The sequence below is a fragment of the Thalassotalea euphylliae genome, from assembly GCF_003390335.1.
In the GTDB taxonomy this organism is placed as follows: domain Bacteria; phylum Pseudomonadota; class Gammaproteobacteria; order Enterobacterales; family Alteromonadaceae; genus Thalassotalea_F; species Thalassotalea_F euphylliae_B.
The window spans coordinates 3,653,975-3,671,802 of sequence record NZ_QUOU01000001.1 but is presented as its reverse complement, the minus strand read 5'-3'; the positions used below and the strand labels follow the sequence as shown (position 1 = coordinate 3,671,802).

The window sequence follows — 17,828 nt, the reverse complement described above, 5'->3', positions numbered from 1 at the left end:
TTAGCAATGTACTTAGCAATATATTTAGCATTGCACTTAGCTGTCTAATGGGCTTCGCTTTCATCGTTTTTATCAGCTTTATTATCCCTGTGCAGGCAAAGCAGGCAAAGCAGGCAAAGCAGGCGTTGCAAATCAGTGTTCAAACGGATCCTGCCAAGCCTGCATTTGGACAGGTCGAGGTGCTTGGTATCGATAATGAGTTATTATCTGCGATGAAGCAAAGCGCATTCGACAACGCTAGTTGGCAAGATAAGGTGACTATCCATATAAGCTCTAGCCTTGAGCCGATAGAAGCAGCATCTTTACCCGGTGTTGCTGGCCACTACGGAGTTGTCGATAATCGCGTGCGTTTTACGCCGCGTTTTGCTCCCATGTTAGGCTTGGTTTATCACATTCAAGTGCGGCTTTCAGGTTACTTGCCCCTCGAAAAGACAGTACAGTTGGGTACTCTAGTATCCGCGCATAACGAATTAACGCTCGTCTCGTCAATCTATCCGTCTAGTAACACCATTCCTGAAAATACATTACGTTTCTATGTCCACTTTTCTCGGCCTATGCAGCGTGGACAAGTCTTAGAAAAGATCCGTTTACTCGATGAACAAGGTCAAGTCGTTAATCAGGCATTTATGCTTGGTCCCATGGGAGAACTTTGGGATCGGGAGCAGCGTCGATTGACCTTACTGCTCGATCCTGGTCGCATTAAGCAAGGAGTCAGACCAAACCGAGCGCTAGGCTTAGCTCTTGAGTCTGGTAAGCAACGAACATTAGTCATTGATGCCGACTTTAAAGATGCGAATGGTCGACGATTGAATAAAGAATTTCGTCAAGCATATTTTATCGGTAATGCTATTCGACAGGCGATTGCGCCCGCTCAATGGCAAATCAATTCGCCAAGAGCGGGAACTCAAGAGCCACTACATGTTCAATTTGAACGATCGCTGGATCAAGCGATGCTATCCCACGCTGTCAGGATTCTGGGCAGTGATGGCAATCCTATCATTGGTCATATTCAGTTGACGGCTAATGAAAGCCTTTGGTCATTTACCCCTGAGCGCCCTTGGGCTCCTTCATTGCATTACCTCAGCGTGGCACCCGAATTAGAAGATGTTGCTGGCAACAACCTGCTAGGCCCATTAGATGTGAAACTGACGACTCCTATAGTAGGTTCAACTTTGCAAGCAATTTCAAACCCTATCGAAATAGCTTTTCAACCGCGAACAGTTCACTGACGGGCAATCCATCAACGAATAACTCACTAACAGATACTGTTAAATATTGGCGCATTGCCATCCTTATGGTGTGTTAGTTTAGGTTTCGCGATACAGAGATAAAGCGCTATTCGTACAGGTAGTTTTCAAAGTGAAGCGCCATGTAATCGAGTAACAACCTAAGTCTTCTGGTTGGGGTTTTATTAAAAGGGTAAAGTGCCGTCACCCTTGTTGGCTCGTGATACTGGGTTAATACGGGCTTCAATCTGCCTTGCTTAATATAGGCGTTGTATAGATAGTCTGGTCCAAAACACAAGCCATGACCGCACAGAGCCGCCGCTAAAATGATATTGCCATCATTACAGGTGAGGTTGCCAGTGACTTGAACGGTTACCTTTTCACCATTCTCCATAAAGAATGGCCAGCTATTAGATAGTCTAGAGTCACCATAATGTATACAGTTGTGACTAGCCAAATCCTTAGGCGTCAGAGGTTCGCCATGTTTCACTAAATAGTCGGGTGATGCCACAACGATGAATTTACTTGCAGCTAGTGTCAGGCTCTTTAGGTTTGAATCTTCAAGCTTGCCAACGCGAATGGCTAAATCGATATGCTGGCTATACAGATCTTCAATTTTGCCACTGGAGATTATATCGAGTTCGATAGCCGGGTATTGACGTTGAAACGCCATAAATAGATGACCAAATCCCGAAATCAATAGGCTTTGTGGTGCCGTAAGCCGTATCGCTCCTTTCGGGTTTGACTGACTTTCAAGCGCCTCTGCTGTTGCTTTTTCAACTTGAGAAATAATCGCGTGGCAATGTTCGTAAAATCGTTGTCCTTCCTCTGTTAGGCTAAGCTTTCTGGTTGTTCGGTAAAGGAGTTTTACACCTAATTCAGATTCTAATTGACTCACTTGCTTACTGACAAATGACTTCGACAGGTTTAGCTTTTCTGCGGCCTCCGTAAAGCTACCCGTGTCTACCACAATCGAGAATGTTTCAATTAGCGTTAAAATTTTCATATTAGTCATTAATAGGAAACAATTGCTTGAATATTAGCTGGTATTCAATAAATTAAAAATCACTGGAGTGTAAATAGCTAGCGTTGAATGCTTAGGCTAGATTCAATGTTTGATGAGCGGCGCTCACTGCGTAGTTGAGGTTTCCATTTATATAAATACAGCTACTTACCACTCTCACTGTGTTTAAAATATCAACAAAGCGATAGGCTAACTGCTCAAAGAACTTAGTGAAAAGAAAAGCCCACACCTTATGGTGCGCGCTTTTTGTTTTTTCGTTTTGCTCCTCGATAGCGACAAAGCGAGGGTTAATGCCCCAAGAGTTGTTGACCATAAAGAGTTAAACAAAAACCAATTACCGCACCAAGTGGTGGTGCCCAGTGTTTCTCTAGGCGCGATTGCGGGGCAATGTCTTGGAAGATTAAATACAAGATCCCACCAGCAGCAAACAGCATCATAACACCAAGCAAGCTCTGGTAGCTCGATAGCCAATAAAAACCCGCCAAGCCAGCCGCAGGGCCAACCAAAACAAGAATCAGCATATAGCTAAAAATTCTGCTGTTCTTGACTTTATTAGCTTGTAATTCTTTATAGCTATTAAAGCCTTCGGGTAAGTTTTGTAAGCCTATTAACACAGCGAGTAGCAATGCGGTTGGGGACTGCGTCGCAACCAAGCCACCTAAAGCAATGGCTTCGGGAATATAATCGAGAATCATGCCCATTAGCTGGGGGTTTTCTCGTCGCTTTAATCCCAAGTAACGCTCTAGTAAGAAAAAGCATATACCACCAGCCAAAATAATAGCGACAGTCAATGAGTTAGGCTCAATATAGTTGCTGCCTTCAGGAATCAGTACGAGTGTTGTCGCTCCGAGTAAAATACCGCCACCAAAAGCGATAACAAAATGGCGAAATTCTTGTTCAAGCCATTGGTTTTGAATATTTTCGTGACTGGCGAAAAAGGCGCCGAGTGGAATACATAAGCCCGCTAAGGTAGTGAGAAGAATTATGGTCAGTGCGTCACTCATAAATCACCAGATAACAATAAGATAAAATGGGGTTTATGCAATAGTACAAATCCGCATATAAAAAGTCTTATAGAAAAGTGTTATCACTTGTGCCTTGTCTCTAGGAAAGTGACCAAAACCGAACAGGCCGAATACTCAATTTTCACTGTATTCGGCAGTGTAGTAGAGCGATAAAAGTGTGGTTTAGTGTATTTAACCTCAGCTCTGGATAACTAATGTGCTTCTCGCGGCTATTTTTACTGCTACCAGCGTTAAATTTACTTGCAATAGACTAGCTATTGACGCGCAAATTTGCCTTGATATCAGCAAAAATTTCTCGCTAGAAGATAACGATGAACATAAGCATATGAATTGATTTGTTATTCACTATTTCTTATCCAAACCTGAGGTTATTTAGAACTGCCCAACTGATTTAACACTATCGTTAACAGCCCCATCACTAACATAGCCGATTAAGTTTGGGTTTTTACTAATAAGTTCAACGATTTCGGCTTCAGAATCAACACTTCTGGGGGCTTGGCCTTTACCTGTGAAGACCAATTTTGACCAGTAAGCTTTAAATTGGCTTTCTGATTTTCCGACCACGGCTTTGAGAAAATCTCCTCTGAGTTGACCAGATTTAAGATCAATGGGAATCGCTTCATCGCCATTAGGGAACTTCTTAGTTTTGCCTAAGAATATTTTTTTGACCGCTTTTTTATCTAAGGCGTCTGCATTGGAAGGGTGAACAATAACAGTCACTGCCTGGCTGCTAAAGGCCACTAAACATGAAGACAATAATAATGTTAACTTTTTCATAATGAGCTCCTAGAAAACAACGTCAATGCCCGCTGACATGATAGAGTAATCACCTATATCAGGGCGCGTATGGTCTCCGCTAATATAATCGACCTTGAATGCCGCATTTGGATGAAAATCATATCGAAGTGTAATGCCAACCGCGTCAAATTCTGGCTGCCCTAATGTTTCGATAAACGTTTGCCCCGTTGCCAGTAAAATTGGCGACTGCACCCCAGATAGTCCCTCACTGTAGTCAATTTCCTGTGTTTGCTCTTCTGCGTGCACGGTAATGACGAACTGGTCGAAGCGATAACCAAGTGCGACGTACCAGCCTTCGTTTGTTGAGTCAGAAGATTCTTCAACACCGTAACTAACATATTCCGCATCAAGCAATATATTATTGTAGTCGATGCCAAAACCAGTGAACCAGTAAAGGCCGTCTTTTTCGTGCCAGCCTAAGCCGTTAATAAAGTTATTAACATCACTTGCGGTTGCACCCTGCGCAACGGCTAAGTCGATACCCGGTTGAACGCTTGCCAGCACCACAGATTGGTCAAACTGCTCTGCTTGAATTTCCGCAGTGAATACCCCAGCAAATACTTTCCACCAGTCGCTAGATAAGGTGAGGTTAATTGAGAGTATTTGATCAAGTGCTAAGGGCACTTCACCGCCAATGGCTGATAAAAACAAGCCGCCATCCCAGTTACCAAATGATAATTTGGTATCCAAGGTATAATCACCATCCGCAAGTGAAAACTGGCTGTTGAGGGAAATGCCTTCCATTGTGGAAAATTCAAAATCAGAATAAACCGCCGTTGGCAGGCGTGAAAAATTATGGGCGTAGCCCACTTTTTCATATTCGGATTGATGAAAGATAGGATTCGCGAGTCTGCCAATGTGTACTTGGTGTATATCGTCAATTTGATAACTAAGATATGCCCACCTTGCCTCGACATCAAAGTCATCCCGACCTTCGGCAAAAAGTTGTACTGTCGCCGAGAGCCCTTCGCCGAGTTCACCTCGTGCTTGCAACGCAAACAACGACTCGCCTTTAAAAGTGACCTCACCTTCATCAAGGTAGGTGAAGGGGGGAGTACCCTCGTCAGAGTCAGAATAGCTGGCACGAACCGAGCCAAAACCGTTGAACTCTAGTTGAGCAAACACTTGAGGCGCGCACAATATTGTGGCAATAGCGGTTGCGAGATATTGTTTCTTCATTATGAGAGACCCTCTGTGGAACAATTTAGTCGTCAAGGCTGAGTAGCTTTTCGTTGAATAAATTATCTTTGTTAAACCTTAAAGCCTTTGGCAATAATTTCTAAGTTGTGTGCCAAGCCTGCTAATTCGCTACTCACTGACGCTAATTCTTGCGAAGCACTATGCGTTTGATTGGTGCTTTGGCTAATATCGTCAACATGCGAAACAATTTGACCTGCGGCTTGTGATTGCGAGTCAGTGGCGTGCGCGATATTGCTGGTCATTTCACTGATCTGCGAAACCGATGTGGTAATTTCTGCCAGCGAAGTGCCCGCTATCGTCACTTGTTCAACACTGTTTTCCGCCAAGGTTCGACCATTGCTCATTGCACCTACGGCTTTGCGAGCCGCTTGTTGCAGTTTTTCAATGGTGGTTTGAATCTCCACCGTCGAATCTTGCGTTCTCGAAGCCAAGGTCCTCACTTCGTCAGCGACAACGGCGAAGCCACGCCCTTGCTCGCCAGCTCGCGCGGCTTCAATTGCGGCGTTAAGTGCCAATAAATTAGTTTGTTCGGCAATGCCTCTGATCACATCAAGTACAACGCCCACTTGGTTGGCATCATTATCTAGGTGGTCAATAACTTGGGATGACTCTTCAACGGTTTTCGCCAGTTGGTGAATTGTTTCAACCGTTTTAGCAACAACATCTGCACCTTCGGTGGAGATCGTACGGGTTTGTGTTGCGGTATCGGCTGCTAATGCGGCGCTATCCGCAACGCTTTTGACACTGTGATTTAAATCATCGACAGCGGCTTTCGTATTGTGCGCGCCATCTTGTTGAAGTTGAGTAATGGTATTTGTTTGCTCTGCATTAGCGCTGACCGAGTTTGCCATCTGTGAAAGTGGTAAGGCGATTTCAACCACTTGTTTAATCGTGGTTTGAAGTTTTTCAATGAACATATTGAAACGATTCACTAGCTCACCAATTTCATCGTTGCTTTTTGAGTTAAGGCGAACCGTGAGATCCCCTTCACCTTCTGCGATGTCCTGCAAAGAATTGACCACGCTCGACAAAGATGATCTGATGCCTGAAATAATGGGTATGGCGGCGCCAAACAACAAAATGATCGTCACAATACCGACAATAAAGCCGATATTAACTAAGGTTTCAGCTGAGCTGTTAGCATCGGTTATTGCCTGCTCAAATTCCTGCACTCGCGTTTTATTAAAGTTGACTAGCCCACTTTTAGCCTGCTCAAAGGCGGCGTTCATGGCTTTACCCATTTCCGGCAATTTTTCAAAATCTAAGGTGTCGTTGATCATGCCGCTGCTCAAGTTTCGCGCTTGTTGGTAGTAGCTAGTAAAGTCACTTAACAGGCTTTGCTGGTCAGCAATAAATTGTTGGTCAGTTGCGCCTATTTGGGTGATAGATTCGATGATTTTTTCTGATAACTCGTCTGCCGACGTTATGCCGTCTTCATCTCCTGTGGTCACCGCTGCATTGAGAATTTCTGATAGACGAACAATATCGACGGCAGCCGCTTCAGATAATTGAACGACAGGAAATTGAACATCCTTAACGCGGGAAAGCTGTTCAACATTGGTTGTGGCATTAAAAATGGAGAGGGCGAGGTAAATGGTAAAACTGATCGTGCCTATTACGGGTATCAAATAAATTTTTTGAGCAATAGAAAGTCGAGAAAGAAAATTCATGCTGCGCCCTCTGTTTTTAGCTAACTAAACTGTAGAACATAAAATTTAATTTTGGGAACTTTTGGCCTGTGATTTGCCTTTTATATGCCCTTTATTTGCTAATGTTTTCACAAACATACTTATAGCCTTCTCGCTGAGTTGATGTGCCCATTGTCAACTGCATGACCGTGATGATGAAGAGCTGTTTAAGCGCTGAGTTTTTATCGAATCAATGATTGCTCGTTGAATTTGTCGATAGTTTGTACAACTATAGTGGAGCTAGTTAGTATTTGCTGTCTCGTTATTTGTTGGTGACACCCAAGTTAGCTTGTTGGTGACATCCAAGTTAGCGCGAGAGGAAATATTGAAGCGGCTAGCTAAAACACAACGAAATTAAAACACAACGAAATATTCAACAGACGTATACAGAGCGCTGCGATTTTATGCACCTCAAACAAACACGCGCTTTGATAAAAAAACAATAACGTAAGGTCACGCTATGAAGGAACTTTTAAGCCGTTATCCAGTATCGGCACAGGCCAAGCACATTACCCATCTCGATAGCGCAGCATATGATGCCATGTACCAGCAATCGATTGATCAGCCAGACGTATTTTGGGCGGAGCAAGCGGATAAATTTATTGACTGGTACAGCCCTTGGGAACAAGTGTCTTCGGTGGATTTCGACAAAGCTGAAATCAGTTGGTTTAAAGGGGCAACACTGAACGTTAGCTACAATTGTATTGATCGCCATCTGGCCAGCAAAGCCAACCAAACCGCCATTATTTTCGAAGGTGATGAACCTACAGATGACTTTAACGTTAGCTATCAAGAATTGCACGACAATGTCTGCCGACTAGCTAATTTACTCAAAGATCGCGGCGTTAAAAAAGGCGATAGAGTGTGTATTTATATGCCGATGATCCCCGAAGTGGGATACGCCATGTTGGCATGTGCGCGCATTGGTGCTGTGCATTCCGTGGTGTTTGGCGGCTTTTCAACGGAATCTATTAAAGCGCGCGTACTTGATGCAGATTGCCAAGTGGTGATCACGGCTGATGAAGGGGTGCGCGGCGGCAAAAAAATTCCACTAAAAGCTAATGTTGATGCGGCACTAGTCGATTGCCCTAATGTCCATTCTGTAATTATGGTGCAGCGCACCGCAGCCGAGGTGGATTGGCAACCAGAGCGCGATGTCAATTATCAAGCCGTGATAGGTAACTATCCTGCCAGTTGCGAACCGGAAGTGATGGACGCGGAAGATCCGCTATTTATCCTGTACACCTCAGGCTCTACTGGTAAACCGAAAGGTGTGTTGCACACCTGTGGTGGTTATATCTTGTATGCTGCGATGACGCACAAGTACGTGTTTGATTATCAAGAAGGTGAAATCTATTGGTGTACTGCCGATGCTGGCTGGATCACGGGACATTCTTACATTTTTTATGGGCCACTGGCGAATGGGGCAACGACATTAGTCTTTGAGGGCGTGCCAACCTACCCAGATGCCAGCCGATGCTGGCAAGTGTGTGAAAAGCATCAGGTCAATATCTTCTATACTGCACCAACGGCAATTCGCGCCTTGATGGGGCTAGGGGATGAATTAGTTGAAAAACACGATCGCTCAAGTATTCGACTACTAGGTACGGTAGGTGAGCCAATCAACCCGGAAGCTTGGCATTGGTATTATGAAGTCGTGGGTGAGAGCCGTTGTTCAATCGTCGATACCTGGTGGCAAACGGAAACTGGCGGCGTGTTAATTACTTCGCCACCTGGTGCCGTTGATATGAAGCCCGGCGCCGCTGGCCGCCCATTCTTTGGTGTTAAGCCCGCGATTGTCAGTAAAGAAGGTGAGGTTTTAGCAGGTGAAGCCCGAGGTCGGCTAGTGATGACTGGCAGTTGGCCAGGTCAAATGCGCACGGTTTATGGCGATCAGCAACGCTTCTTCGATACCTACTTTAGCCAGTACCTAGGCAATTACTTCACTGGTGACGGCGCCAAGCGTGATGCCGATGGTTTTTACTGGATAACAGGTCGCATTGATGATGTGCTCAATGTCTCTGGTCATCGATTGGGAACGGCTGAAATTGAAAGTGCCTTAGTGCTGCACCCAGCAGTTGCCGAAGCGGCAGTGGTGGGTTATCCGCATGAAATCAAAGGGCAGGGCATCTATTGCTACGTTACTTTGATGTCTGGCGCCAATACTGACGACAGCTCTGGCGAAACGCTTATCGAAAACCTGCAAGCATTAGTTGCCAAAGAGTTAGGACGCTTTGCTAAACCTGATTATATTCAGTATGCGCCGGGCTTACCTAAAACTCGCTCAGGGAAAATTATGCGCCGTATTTTGCGAAAAATTGCTGAAAACGAGTTAGAAAATTTAGGCGATACGTCGACACTGGCAGACCCAAGTGTGGTTGAAGACTTGATCAACAACCGTATCGTTCACGGTTAACAGAGCTGTTTGCGCGTTAGTTGCCTTAACTGAGGCACTAAGGCACTAAGGCGCAAAAAAATTCGCCGCTAGCGATAATTCAATGATCGTTAATGGCGCTCAAGGGGCGTAAACCTGCTTTATTGTCCTTATCGTATCTACTCCATCACAAAGCTTTCGCTTAACTGTTTGTTTTCGATTAAAATGCTCATCAATTTATAACCTTGTGAGCGTATTCATGTATTGTCCTTTTTGCACCGCTACCGATACTAAAGTGATAGATTCACGACTAGTGGCTGATGGCCATCAAATCAGGCGTCGGCGCGAGTGTAACGAATGCCATGAGCGCTTTACGACCTTTGAAACCGCTGAACTTGTCATGCCGCGTATTATTAAACGCGATGGCTCACGCGAACCATTCAACGAAGACAAAATGCGCAGTGGCTTACAGCGGGCACTGGAAAAGCGCCCCGTCAGTATTGAAAAAATCGAACTGTCAGTAAATAAAGTCAAATCACAGTTGCGCGCGACCGGTGAACGTGAGCTAGGCTCTGAAATGTTGGGTAATTTGATTATGGAGCAGTTAAAAGAGTTAGATAAAGTTGCTTACATTCGCTTTGCCTCGGTTTACCGCTCATTTGAGGATATTCGCGAGTTTGGTGAAGAAATTGCGCGACTGGGTGACGAGAAATAGCCGCTTTATAGGGAAGACTTTGAAAATAGGAAAAGACCAATGGCATGGCTAGCGGATTCAAGCCAGTCTGATAAGTTGATACTCGTTCTTGCCGTTACCAATTTGTTGTTGGGCCTCTATCACTGGCGTAAAGGTCACTGGGGCGCTGATTACCTGTTAGCGCGAGATCAGCAATTTTTATTAATTAAGCCAAAAGGGCTGGGTGTTGTCGGGAAAAAGCCCGTGCATAAGATTGATATTACGCGTCTGGCAAAAATTCAGGTAGCGGGAAAGGTTGTCAGCTTTTTCTATCAAAGTGGCCATGCGATAGATGTATTCTTATCTCGCCAACGGCTGGCAAGCTTTGTTCTTGAAGTGGTTACGTTAGTGCCAACTGTTGAGCTTGTTAAACTCGAACACCCGCCAAAAGGTGAGTCAATTTAAGAGATGTGAAGTTTGACGACATTTAGTTTACACGATCATAAATTTATGGCACTCGCCATTCAACTGGCTAAGCAAGGTCATTTCACCACCTCACCGAACCCTCGTGTCGGTTGTGTGATTGTTAACAACGGTGAAATTGTTGGTACTGGCTTTCATAAAAAAGCAGGTACGCCGCACGCCGAAGTTTACGCACTGCGCGAAGCGGGTGACAAAGCCCGTGGCGCAACGGCATATGTGACCTTAGAGCCATGTTCACACTTCGGGCGCACGCCGCCTTGCGCGCAGGCGCTAATTGATCATGGCCTGGCGAAAGTGATTGCTGCCAATGTTGACCCTAACCCGCAAGTTGCAGGCCGAGGTTTGAAAATGCTCGCGGAAGCGGGCATTGATGCTGCTTATGGCTTGCTTGCCGACGAAGCGGAGCAGCTCAATCAAGGCTTTTTGAAGTTAATGCGCACCCAAATGCCTTATGTGCGTTGTAAGCTAGCGGCCAGCCTAGATGGGCAAACCGCAATGGCATCGGGTGAAAGCCAATGGATCACCTCGCCTGAAGCAAGGCGCGATGTGCAGCGCTTACGCGCACAAAGTTGTGCTGTTTTGACGGGCGCTGATTCTGTGCTGATGGACGGCGCGAAAATGACAGTGCGCCATCAAGAGCTTGGCTCACTGGCAAATAGCTACCCAGCGGAAAGTTTACGCCAACCTGTGCGTGTGGTGATTGACGGCCAGCAGCGTTTAACCCCTGACCTCCCGATGTTTCAACCATTACATGCGAAATTACCTCATCCGATAATTTTACTGCGCACTAAGGTTGAAAATGAGCAAACATGGCCTCATTTTGTCAGCCAAGTAGCAATAGCAACCGACAATGGCAAAATCAACTTAGCAGCGGCGCTATCTTATTTAGGATCACTGGGGCTAAATGATATTTTATTAGAGTCTGGTGAGCGCCTAGCTGGTGCGTTTATCGAGCAAGATTTGGTTGATGAACTTATTTTATATCAAGCACCTAAGTTGATGGGCGCAGGTGGCAAAGGGCTTTGTGCTATGCCCAGCATCACAACGCTTGGTCAAGCAAAAACGCTAACGATTAACGATGTCACTATGGTCGGTGCTGATATGAAAATTACCGCGCAGTTTGCAGGCAAGTAACGGCCACGCCAAAATGGCAACTGGGTAATAAGCGAAAGACAAGAGAATAGATATGTTTACGGGAATTATTGAAGCAGTTGGCACCATTGCCGCGATTCAAATGAACCAACGAGGGGCGGCGATCACTGTCAATGTTGGCAAGTTAGACATGGCTGATGTCAAATTAGGTGACTCAATTGCCACCAATGGCATTTGTTTAACGGTCGTGCACTATAGCGAGCGCAGCTTTACGGCAGATGTGTCGAATGAAACACTAACGCGCACGGGCTTTGCGAACTACCAAGTAGGACAAAAGGTGAACTTGGAAAAGGCGATGCTACCGACCACGCGCTTTGGTGGTCATATGGTTTCTGGCCATGTCGATGCCGTTGCTGAAATCACGTCGATTACACAATCGGGCAACAGCTGGGATTATTGGATCGCGATGGACGCAGAAATTGCCCCATACATCGCGGAAAAGGGCTCCATCACTATTGATGGCGTGAGCCTAACAGTGAACAGTTTAACCAGCGATCAGTTCCGTTTAACCATAGTGCCACATACCGCACAAGAGACCATTATTGCCGATTATCAAGTCGGTACTAAGCTCAATATTGAAGTTGATGTGGTTGCTCGTTATATCGAGCGCTTGTTAACCACCTCACATCAACCCACTGATTCGTCGGGTGTTAGTCAAGACTTACTAGCACGCAGCGGCTTTATCAAATAACCCAAGGCTAAGTAACAAGAGGCAGTTATGCAATTAAATACGCCACAAGAAATTATTGATGACATCAAGTTAGGCAAAATGGTGATCTTGATGGACGATGAAGATCGCGAAAACGAAGGTGACTTCATCATGGCTGCCGAATTGGTCACGCCAGAAGCGATCAACTTTATGGCGACTCATGGCCGTGGGTTGATTTGTTTGCCGATGTCAGCCGAGCGTTGTCAAAAGCTTAAATTACCTTTGATGGTTGAAAAGAACGATGCGCAGTTCACCACCAACTTCACGGTTTCAATTGAAGCGGCAGAAGGCGTCACAACGGGGATTTCAGCCGCTGACCGCGCGACGACGATCCTTGCTGCGGTAGCCAAAGATGCCGATGAGAACGCTATTGTGCAGCCGGGGCATATTTTCCCGTTAATTGCCAAAGATGGCGGTGTGCTTAACCGTGCCGGTCACACTGAGGCGGGCGTTGATTTAGCGCGTTTAGCAGGGTTAGAGCCAGCAGCCGTCATTGTTGAAATCTTAAATGAAGACGGCACCATGGCACGCCGTCCTGACTTAGAGAAAATTGCTGAAAAACACGGTATCAAAATGGGCACGATTGCCGATTTAATTGAATACCGCAACGCAAACGAAACCACTATCGAGCGCATTTCACAATGTAAATTACCTACGGCGTTTGGTGATTTCGATTTAACCGTATTTAAAGATACGATTGACGGCCAAACACACTTTGCGCTCGCAAAAGGTGAAATTAATGCGCAAGAGCCAACGCTTGTGCGTGTTCATTTGGAAAACACGTTCCGCGATTTATTGTTTAGCCAACGGGACAGCATCAACAAATGGCCGATTGGTAAAGCACTAGAGCGCATTGCGGCAGAAGGCGGTGTACTTGTGTTGTTAGGTAAACACGAGTCGCCAGAAAGCTTGATTGCACAAGTTGAAAAGTACGCTAAGTTAGATGCAGGCGAAACCATTAAAGAAGTTAAACGCCATATTGGTTCACGTAACGTTGGTGTTGGCTCGCAAATTTTAGCTAACTTAGGCGTTAGTAAAATGCGTTTATTGAGCTCTCAAACAAAATATCACTCACTATCGGGCTTTGGCTTAGAAGTGGTTGAGTATCTTGCAGAGTAAGTAAAAAAATCTTCACTAAGTAAAAAGCTACTGATGTCAGTAGCTTTTTTTATACCTGCACGTTTTTGCCATAAAGGTATAACACAATCCCTAACAAAATAATGACTCTACTTAGGTCAAAAAACTTTCATTTTACCTTTTCATTTACCTATGTCGCTGTTTTAATAACCAGGTCTGATAAAAAATAAGCTAATAAATTCAGCTATATAATAATGTAATTTGAATTGTAGTAATTCAGCAAAAAAAATAATAAATACAGATATTACAAGTAGGTGTTCATATGAATGTAAAGGTTGCCCATAAGATCATTCTTGGCTTTGTTGTCATACTTTTACTGCTCATCTTTGCCAGTGTTAGCTCCATTGGTATCCTCGCCGATATCGAGCAGGCGACTAAGGAAGTTGACAGTATTGCGATCCCCGTGCAAAAACAAAGTACGGGGCTGCAAATTGGCTTGCTAAAACAAGCTAAACAAGCCTCTCAAATTACCAGCGTGGGGAGCGAGCAGCAGCTCTCAATCCTTAGAGCAGATTTTGCCAATCAAGGCGTTAGGCTGAGTGAAGCGCAACAAAATCTCGGTCAGCTTTCATTACCCAGTATGCTCGCTGAGCAGTTACGCGTGGTTGAGCAAGAGCAGTCATTATTCGCACAAACTGTCGCTAATATGTTTAGCTTTCAGTCCAAAGCCCTTGCCTTAGCACAATCACTGAAAAGCGTTGAACAACAGGTTGCCGCTAATCTTAACGAAGCGGGCGCTTTACTCGTTGATTTAACCTATTTAGAAGATGATAAAGAACAAGCTATTGTCGATCGTATTATTGGCTCTGCTGGGCAAATAGAAGGCTATGTGATCAACCTTGCCGATGCGGCCAATAGTGTACTTGGCATCACTGACGTGGAAGAACTCAATCAAAGCCAAGAGTTGATTGAGCAATCGTTACTGCATATTGAAGACTTGCTCGGTTACTTAGTTAGGCAAGGTGAGGTCTACGACACACAAGGGCTTATTGAACAATTTGTCAGTGAGTTTGAACAAGCAAATGATAAGCTCACCAATGAACATAGTCTGTTTATCATCAAGCGCGAACAATTGGAAAACCACGCGAACCTAGCACAGGCTGCCACTCGTTCTGAGCAGCAGATTGAGCAAGCGTTAGCGACTATCGATAACTTACTTGAACAAGTTGATGCTAACTTAGCGAATTTACAGCAAAATGTTTTTGCTGGTGTTGATAATGGCCAAGCGCTGACATTAATTATTTTGGCGGTCATTATGCTGGTGAGTATCACGGTTGCAATATTAACGATTCGTGCGATGATCAAGCCGCTTTTTCGTATCAACGAAGTGTTGCACCGCATTGCACAGGGGGATCTGACGAAGCAGCTAGAGGTGGTTAGTGAGGATGAATATGGTCAGCTATCGAAAAATGTCAACGCTGTGGTATCGCATTTAAAAACCTTAATTGATGATATCGGGCAAAATGCTAATGCGTTGGCGCAAGCCGCTAATCGCTCACAAACTGAATTACAGTTGGTGGCAAGATCACTGGATTCGCAGCAAAGCACGGTTGATGAAGTAAACCATAATACCTTGTCGCTGAGCGAACATGCTGATCAAGTATTAGCTAAGTCTACCGATGCTGAAAATCAGATGACAGAGGCTTTAAATCGCAGTAACGAGCTTGAACAGCGAGCCAATAGCACGGCGAGTAAGATTAACGATTTGACTATGCTACTGCAAAACACTGCTGGTAAAGTGAGTTTATTGAATCAAGAAGCGACTAATATCAGCAGTATTTTAGAGACGATTCAAAGTATTGCGGATCAAACAAATTTATTGGCACTTAATGCCGCAATTGAAGCTGCGCGTGCGGGTGAGGCTGGCCGTGGCTTCTCAGTTGTAGCCGATGAGGTGCGCATGCTTGCCAGTCGAACACAAGAATCTACGTCTGAAATTAATGCCATGATAGGTGCGCTACAATCGCAAACCAGTGATGTGGTCAGTGAGATTGAGCAAGGGAAAAACAACGCCACCCGTTGCCAAACGGACACTGAACTACTGCTGGAAACATTGACGACGATCAGCCAAGCAATTTCACAAATGCACTCCATGAGTATTGATATTTCACGTGCGGCGCAGCAGCAAAACAATCTCAGTAGTGATATCAATGACAGTATTTCGCAAGTGGCGTTAGTGAGCCAGCAAAGTAGTGAAAAATCGACAACAACGCTAGGTTACAGTGAAGAGGTGGCAAAACTCGCCCAGTCGCTTGAAAGCGCGGTTGATGCCTTTAACGTCAGCGCTGGCAATTGAGCCAATAACGGCTTTAGTTAAAACTGACCGTTTCAAGGTCAAAGTTTTTAAGGTAAAGCTCTGCGTTCCCAAAATAAAAAAGCCGCAAGAGCGGCTTTTTTTAGGTTTAAATGCAGTGTTTAGCTCAAGTGCGCTAAGTTAGGCACATTAAGTTGCTCGTGCTTAAAATAGTGCGGCAATTAGCGGATAAACGCGTTAACTTTATCGATGATACCCTGACAGTCTAAGCCCAACTCTTGGTGAATTTCTGCTTGTGTTCCATGTTTAATAAAAACATCCGGTAAACCAATGTTGAGTACTTTTATTGCTCTTCCTTGGCTTAATAAATACTCATTCACCGCAGAGCCTGCCCCACCCGCAATGGCGTTACCTTCAATGGTGACAATCACATCGTGACTGTTGGCGAGTTCGTCAATAAGTGCCTCATCCATGGGTTTAACAAATCGCATATCTGCTAAGCTGGCATCAAGTGCCTCAGCTGCTTGTTTCGCTTCGCCTAAAATAGTGCCGAAGTTGAGCATGGCAATTTTGGCGCCTTGGCGCTGCAATACACCTTTACCAATGGCGATGGTTTCATCAAGTGAAGGTAACTCAGCACCTGTGCCGCTGCCACGCGGATAACGCACGGCTGCTGGGCCATTGTGTAAGTGGCCTGTGGTGAGCATTAACTGACACTCGCGTTCATCTGATGGCGTCATAATCACCATGTTTGGAATGCAGCGCATAAAGCTTAAATCAAACGCCCCTTGATGGGTTGGACCATCGGCACCGACAATACCTGCGCGGTCAATGGCAAACAACACCGGTAGGTTTTGAATGGCAACATCGTGAATCAGCTGATCGTAGCCACGTTGTAAAAAGCTTGAGTAAATGGCGACAATGGCATTTTGGCCACCAATCGCCAAACCCGCAGCATAAGTGACGGCGTGCTGCTCAGCTATTGCGACATCAAAATACTGATCAGGGAAGCGCTGGCTAAATTCAACCATACCTGAGCCTTCGCGCATTGCTGGGGTGATTGCCATCAATTTGCTATCGCGCTCAGCCATGCCACATAGCCAATCACCAAAAATTTTTGAATAGGTTGGCAAGCTTGGTTTACTTTTCGGTAAAGACGTATCGGCAGGGTTAAACTTAGGCACTGCGTGATACTTAATCGGGTCTTGCTCGGCGGCGTGATATCCCTTACCTTTTTTGGTCGCGATATGAAGAATTTGCGGGCCTTTGAGATTGCGCATATTGCGAATCGTGTCAACAAGGCCATTAACATCGTGGCCGTCGATAGGGCCAATGTAATTAAAGCCTAATTCTTCAAAGAAGGTACTGGGAACAACCATGCCTTTAATGTGTTCTTCGGCGCGGCTGGCCAGTTCTTTAATCGGTGGAATGTTATTGAGTAAGCGTTTACTACCTTCTCTAAAACCAGCAAATAAGCTGCCTGACAGCATTTTAGCTAAATGATTGTTAAGGGCGCCGACATTTTCCGAAATTGACATCTCATTGTCATTTAAGATGACTAACATATCTTTGTTAATATCACCGCCGTGGTTTAGCGCTTCAAATGCCATACCAGCTGTCATTGCGCCATCACCAATAACGGCAACAACTTTGCGATTTTTGCCTTCTTGTTCGGCGGCAACGGCTAAGCCGAGCGCTGCCGAAATAGATGTACTGGAATGACCCACACTTAATACGTCGTACTCGCTTTCTTCGCGCCACGGGAACGGGTGTAAGCCATCTTTTTGGCGAATTGTGTGCAATTGATCGCGACGTCCCGTGAGAATTTTGTGCGGGTATGCTTGGTGGCCAACATCCCAAATTAGGTGATCAAATGGTGTGCGGTAAACATAGTGCAGGGCAACCGTCAGTTCGATAGTGCCTAAGCCAGAAGCAAAGTGGCCACTGCTTTTACTGACGGAATTTAATAAATAGCTTCGTAACTCATCACTGACGCGCGTTAACTGATCTTGGCTCAGTAAACGCAAATCGTCAGGGGTATTGATCGTTGATAGTAAAGGATAATCGGCTAGATTAATGGTCATA

14 protein-coding genes are annotated in these 17,828 nt (G+C 45.2%); 8 read left to right on the top strand and 6 right to left on the bottom strand.

The window, feature by feature from the left end:
- The first annotated feature begins 47 nt into the window (after positions 1-47).
- Entirely contained in the window at positions 48-1,229 is a 1,182-nt protein-coding gene (locus DXX93_RS16145) for a hypothetical protein (RefSeq protein ID WP_116009005.1), read from the top strand.
- A 106-nt stretch (positions 1,230-1,335) separates the two neighbouring features.
- Here the strand turns inward: DXX93_RS16145 and DXX93_RS16140 are convergent, their stop codons facing one another.
- From DXX93_RS16140 to DXX93_RS16115, 5 genes are all read right to left on the bottom strand, one after another.
- On the bottom strand, positions 1,336-2,241 hold the full coding sequence (locus tag DXX93_RS16140; RefSeq protein WP_258872689.1) for a LysR family transcriptional regulator: 906 nt from the start codon (positions 2,239-2,241) through the stop codon (positions 1,336-1,338).
- Positions 2,242-2,537: 296 nt separating this feature from the next.
- A complete protein-coding gene (locus DXX93_RS16130; protein ID WP_116009002.1) occupies positions 2,538-3,254 on the bottom strand; it encodes a ZIP family metal transporter in 717 nt (238 codons plus the stop codon).
- Between the two features lie 393 nt (positions 3,255-3,647).
- Positions 3,648-4,052, bottom strand: coding sequence for a phosphate ABC transporter substrate-binding protein (locus DXX93_RS16125; protein ID WP_116009001.1), 405 nt, complete (start codon positions 4,050-4,052; stop codon positions 3,648-3,650).
- Between the two features lie 9 nt (positions 4,053-4,061).
- Positions 4,062-5,252, bottom strand: coding sequence for a porin (locus DXX93_RS16120; protein ID WP_116009000.1), 1,191 nt, complete (start codon positions 5,250-5,252; stop codon positions 4,062-4,064).
- A 71-nt stretch (positions 5,253-5,323) separates the two neighbouring features.
- A complete protein-coding gene (locus DXX93_RS16115; RefSeq protein WP_116008999.1) occupies positions 5,324-6,943 on the bottom strand; it encodes a methyl-accepting chemotaxis protein in 1,620 nt (539 codons plus the stop codon).
- A 478-nt stretch (positions 6,944-7,421) separates the two neighbouring features.
- On the opposite strand from DXX93_RS16115, the gene acs reads away from it, so the two are divergent.
- From acs to DXX93_RS16080, 7 genes are all read left to right on the top strand, one after another.
- Positions 7,422-9,377: an acetate--CoA ligase gene (gene acs / locus DXX93_RS16110; RefSeq protein ID WP_116008998.1), complete on the top strand. Its 1,956-nt coding sequence runs from the start codon at positions 7,422-7,424 to the stop codon at positions 9,375-9,377.
- Between the two features lie 217 nt (positions 9,378-9,594).
- A complete protein-coding gene (gene nrdR, locus DXX93_RS16105) occupies positions 9,595-10,050 on the top strand; it encodes a transcriptional regulator NrdR (RefSeq protein WP_116008997.1) in 456 nt (151 codons plus the stop codon).
- Positions 10,051-10,089: 39 nt separating this feature from the next.
- Positions 10,090-10,473, top strand: a complete 384-nt coding sequence (locus DXX93_RS16100) for a hypothetical protein (RefSeq protein WP_116008996.1) — start codon at positions 10,090-10,092, stop codon at positions 10,471-10,473.
- A gap of 45 nt (positions 10,474-10,518) precedes the next feature.
- Entirely contained in the window at positions 10,519-11,625 is a 1,107-nt protein-coding gene (gene ribD, locus DXX93_RS16095; RefSeq protein ID WP_116010004.1) for a bifunctional diaminohydroxyphosphoribosylaminopyrimidine deaminase/5-amino-6-(5-phosphoribosylamino)uracil reductase RibD, read from the top strand.
- 52 nt (positions 11,626-11,677) lie between these two features.
- Entirely contained in the window at positions 11,678-12,334 is a 657-nt protein-coding gene (locus DXX93_RS16090; RefSeq protein ID WP_116008995.1) for a riboflavin synthase, read from the top strand.
- 27 nt (positions 12,335-12,361) lie between these two features.
- A complete protein-coding gene (ribBA, locus tag DXX93_RS16085; protein WP_116008994.1) occupies positions 12,362-13,471 on the top strand; it encodes a bifunctional 3,4-dihydroxy-2-butanone-4-phosphate synthase/GTP cyclohydrolase II in 1,110 nt (369 codons plus the stop codon).
- 280 nt (positions 13,472-13,751) lie between these two features.
- Positions 13,752-15,785, top strand: coding sequence for a methyl-accepting chemotaxis protein (locus tag DXX93_RS16080; protein ID WP_116008993.1), 2,034 nt, complete (start codon positions 13,752-13,754; stop codon positions 15,783-15,785).
- A gap of 179 nt (positions 15,786-15,964) precedes the next feature.
- On the opposite strand, the gene dxs is transcribed toward DXX93_RS16080, so the two are convergent.
- Positions 15,965-17,827 carry a 1-deoxy-D-xylulose-5-phosphate synthase gene (gene dxs, locus DXX93_RS16075; RefSeq protein ID WP_116008992.1) on the bottom strand — a complete coding sequence of 621 codons (1,863 nt, stop codon included), beginning with the start codon at positions 17,825-17,827 and terminating at the stop codon, positions 15,965-15,967.
- Position 17,828: the final 1 nt, after the last annotated feature.

Excerpts from the sequence above, each read along its gene's own strand:
- DXX93_RS16145 (WP_116009005.1), top strand. The coding sequence starts at position 48 with ATGGGCTTCGCTTTCATCGTTTTTATCAGCTTTATTATCCCTGTGCAG.
- DXX93_RS16140 (WP_258872689.1), bottom strand. The coding sequence starts at position 2,241 with ATGACTAATATGAAAATTTTAACGCTAATTGAAACATTCTCGATTGTG.
- DXX93_RS16130 (WP_116009002.1), bottom strand. The coding sequence starts at position 3,254 with ATGAGTGACGCACTGACCATAATTCTTCTCACTACCTTAGCGGGCTTA.
- DXX93_RS16125 (WP_116009001.1), bottom strand. The coding sequence starts at position 4,052 with ATGAAAAAGTTAACATTATTATTGTCTTCATGTTTAGTGGCCTTTAGC.
- DXX93_RS16120 (WP_116009000.1), bottom strand. The coding sequence starts at position 5,252 with ATGAAGAAACAATATCTCGCAACCGCTATTGCCACAATATTGTGCGCG.
- DXX93_RS16115 (WP_116008999.1), bottom strand. The coding sequence starts at position 6,943 with ATGAATTTTCTTTCTCGACTTTCTATTGCTCAAAAAATTTATTTGATA.
- acs (WP_116008998.1), top strand. The coding sequence starts at position 7,422 with ATGAAGGAACTTTTAAGCCGTTATCCAGTATCGGCACAGGCCAAGCAC.
- nrdR (WP_116008997.1), top strand. The coding sequence starts at position 9,595 with ATGTATTGTCCTTTTTGCACCGCTACCGATACTAAAGTGATAGATTCA.
- DXX93_RS16100 (WP_116008996.1), top strand. The coding sequence starts at position 10,090 with ATGGCATGGCTAGCGGATTCAAGCCAGTCTGATAAGTTGATACTCGTT.
- ribD (WP_116010004.1), top strand. The coding sequence starts at position 10,519 with ATGGCACTCGCCATTCAACTGGCTAAGCAAGGTCATTTCACCACCTCA.
- DXX93_RS16090 (WP_116008995.1), top strand. The coding sequence starts at position 11,678 with ATGTTTACGGGAATTATTGAAGCAGTTGGCACCATTGCCGCGATTCAA.
- ribBA (WP_116008994.1), top strand. The coding sequence starts at position 12,362 with ATGCAATTAAATACGCCACAAGAAATTATTGATGACATCAAGTTAGGC.
- DXX93_RS16080 (WP_116008993.1), top strand. The coding sequence starts at position 13,752 with ATGAATGTAAAGGTTGCCCATAAGATCATTCTTGGCTTTGTTGTCATA.
- dxs (WP_116008992.1), bottom strand. The coding sequence starts at position 17,827 with ATGACCATTAATCTAGCCGATTATCCTTTACTATCAACGATCAATACC.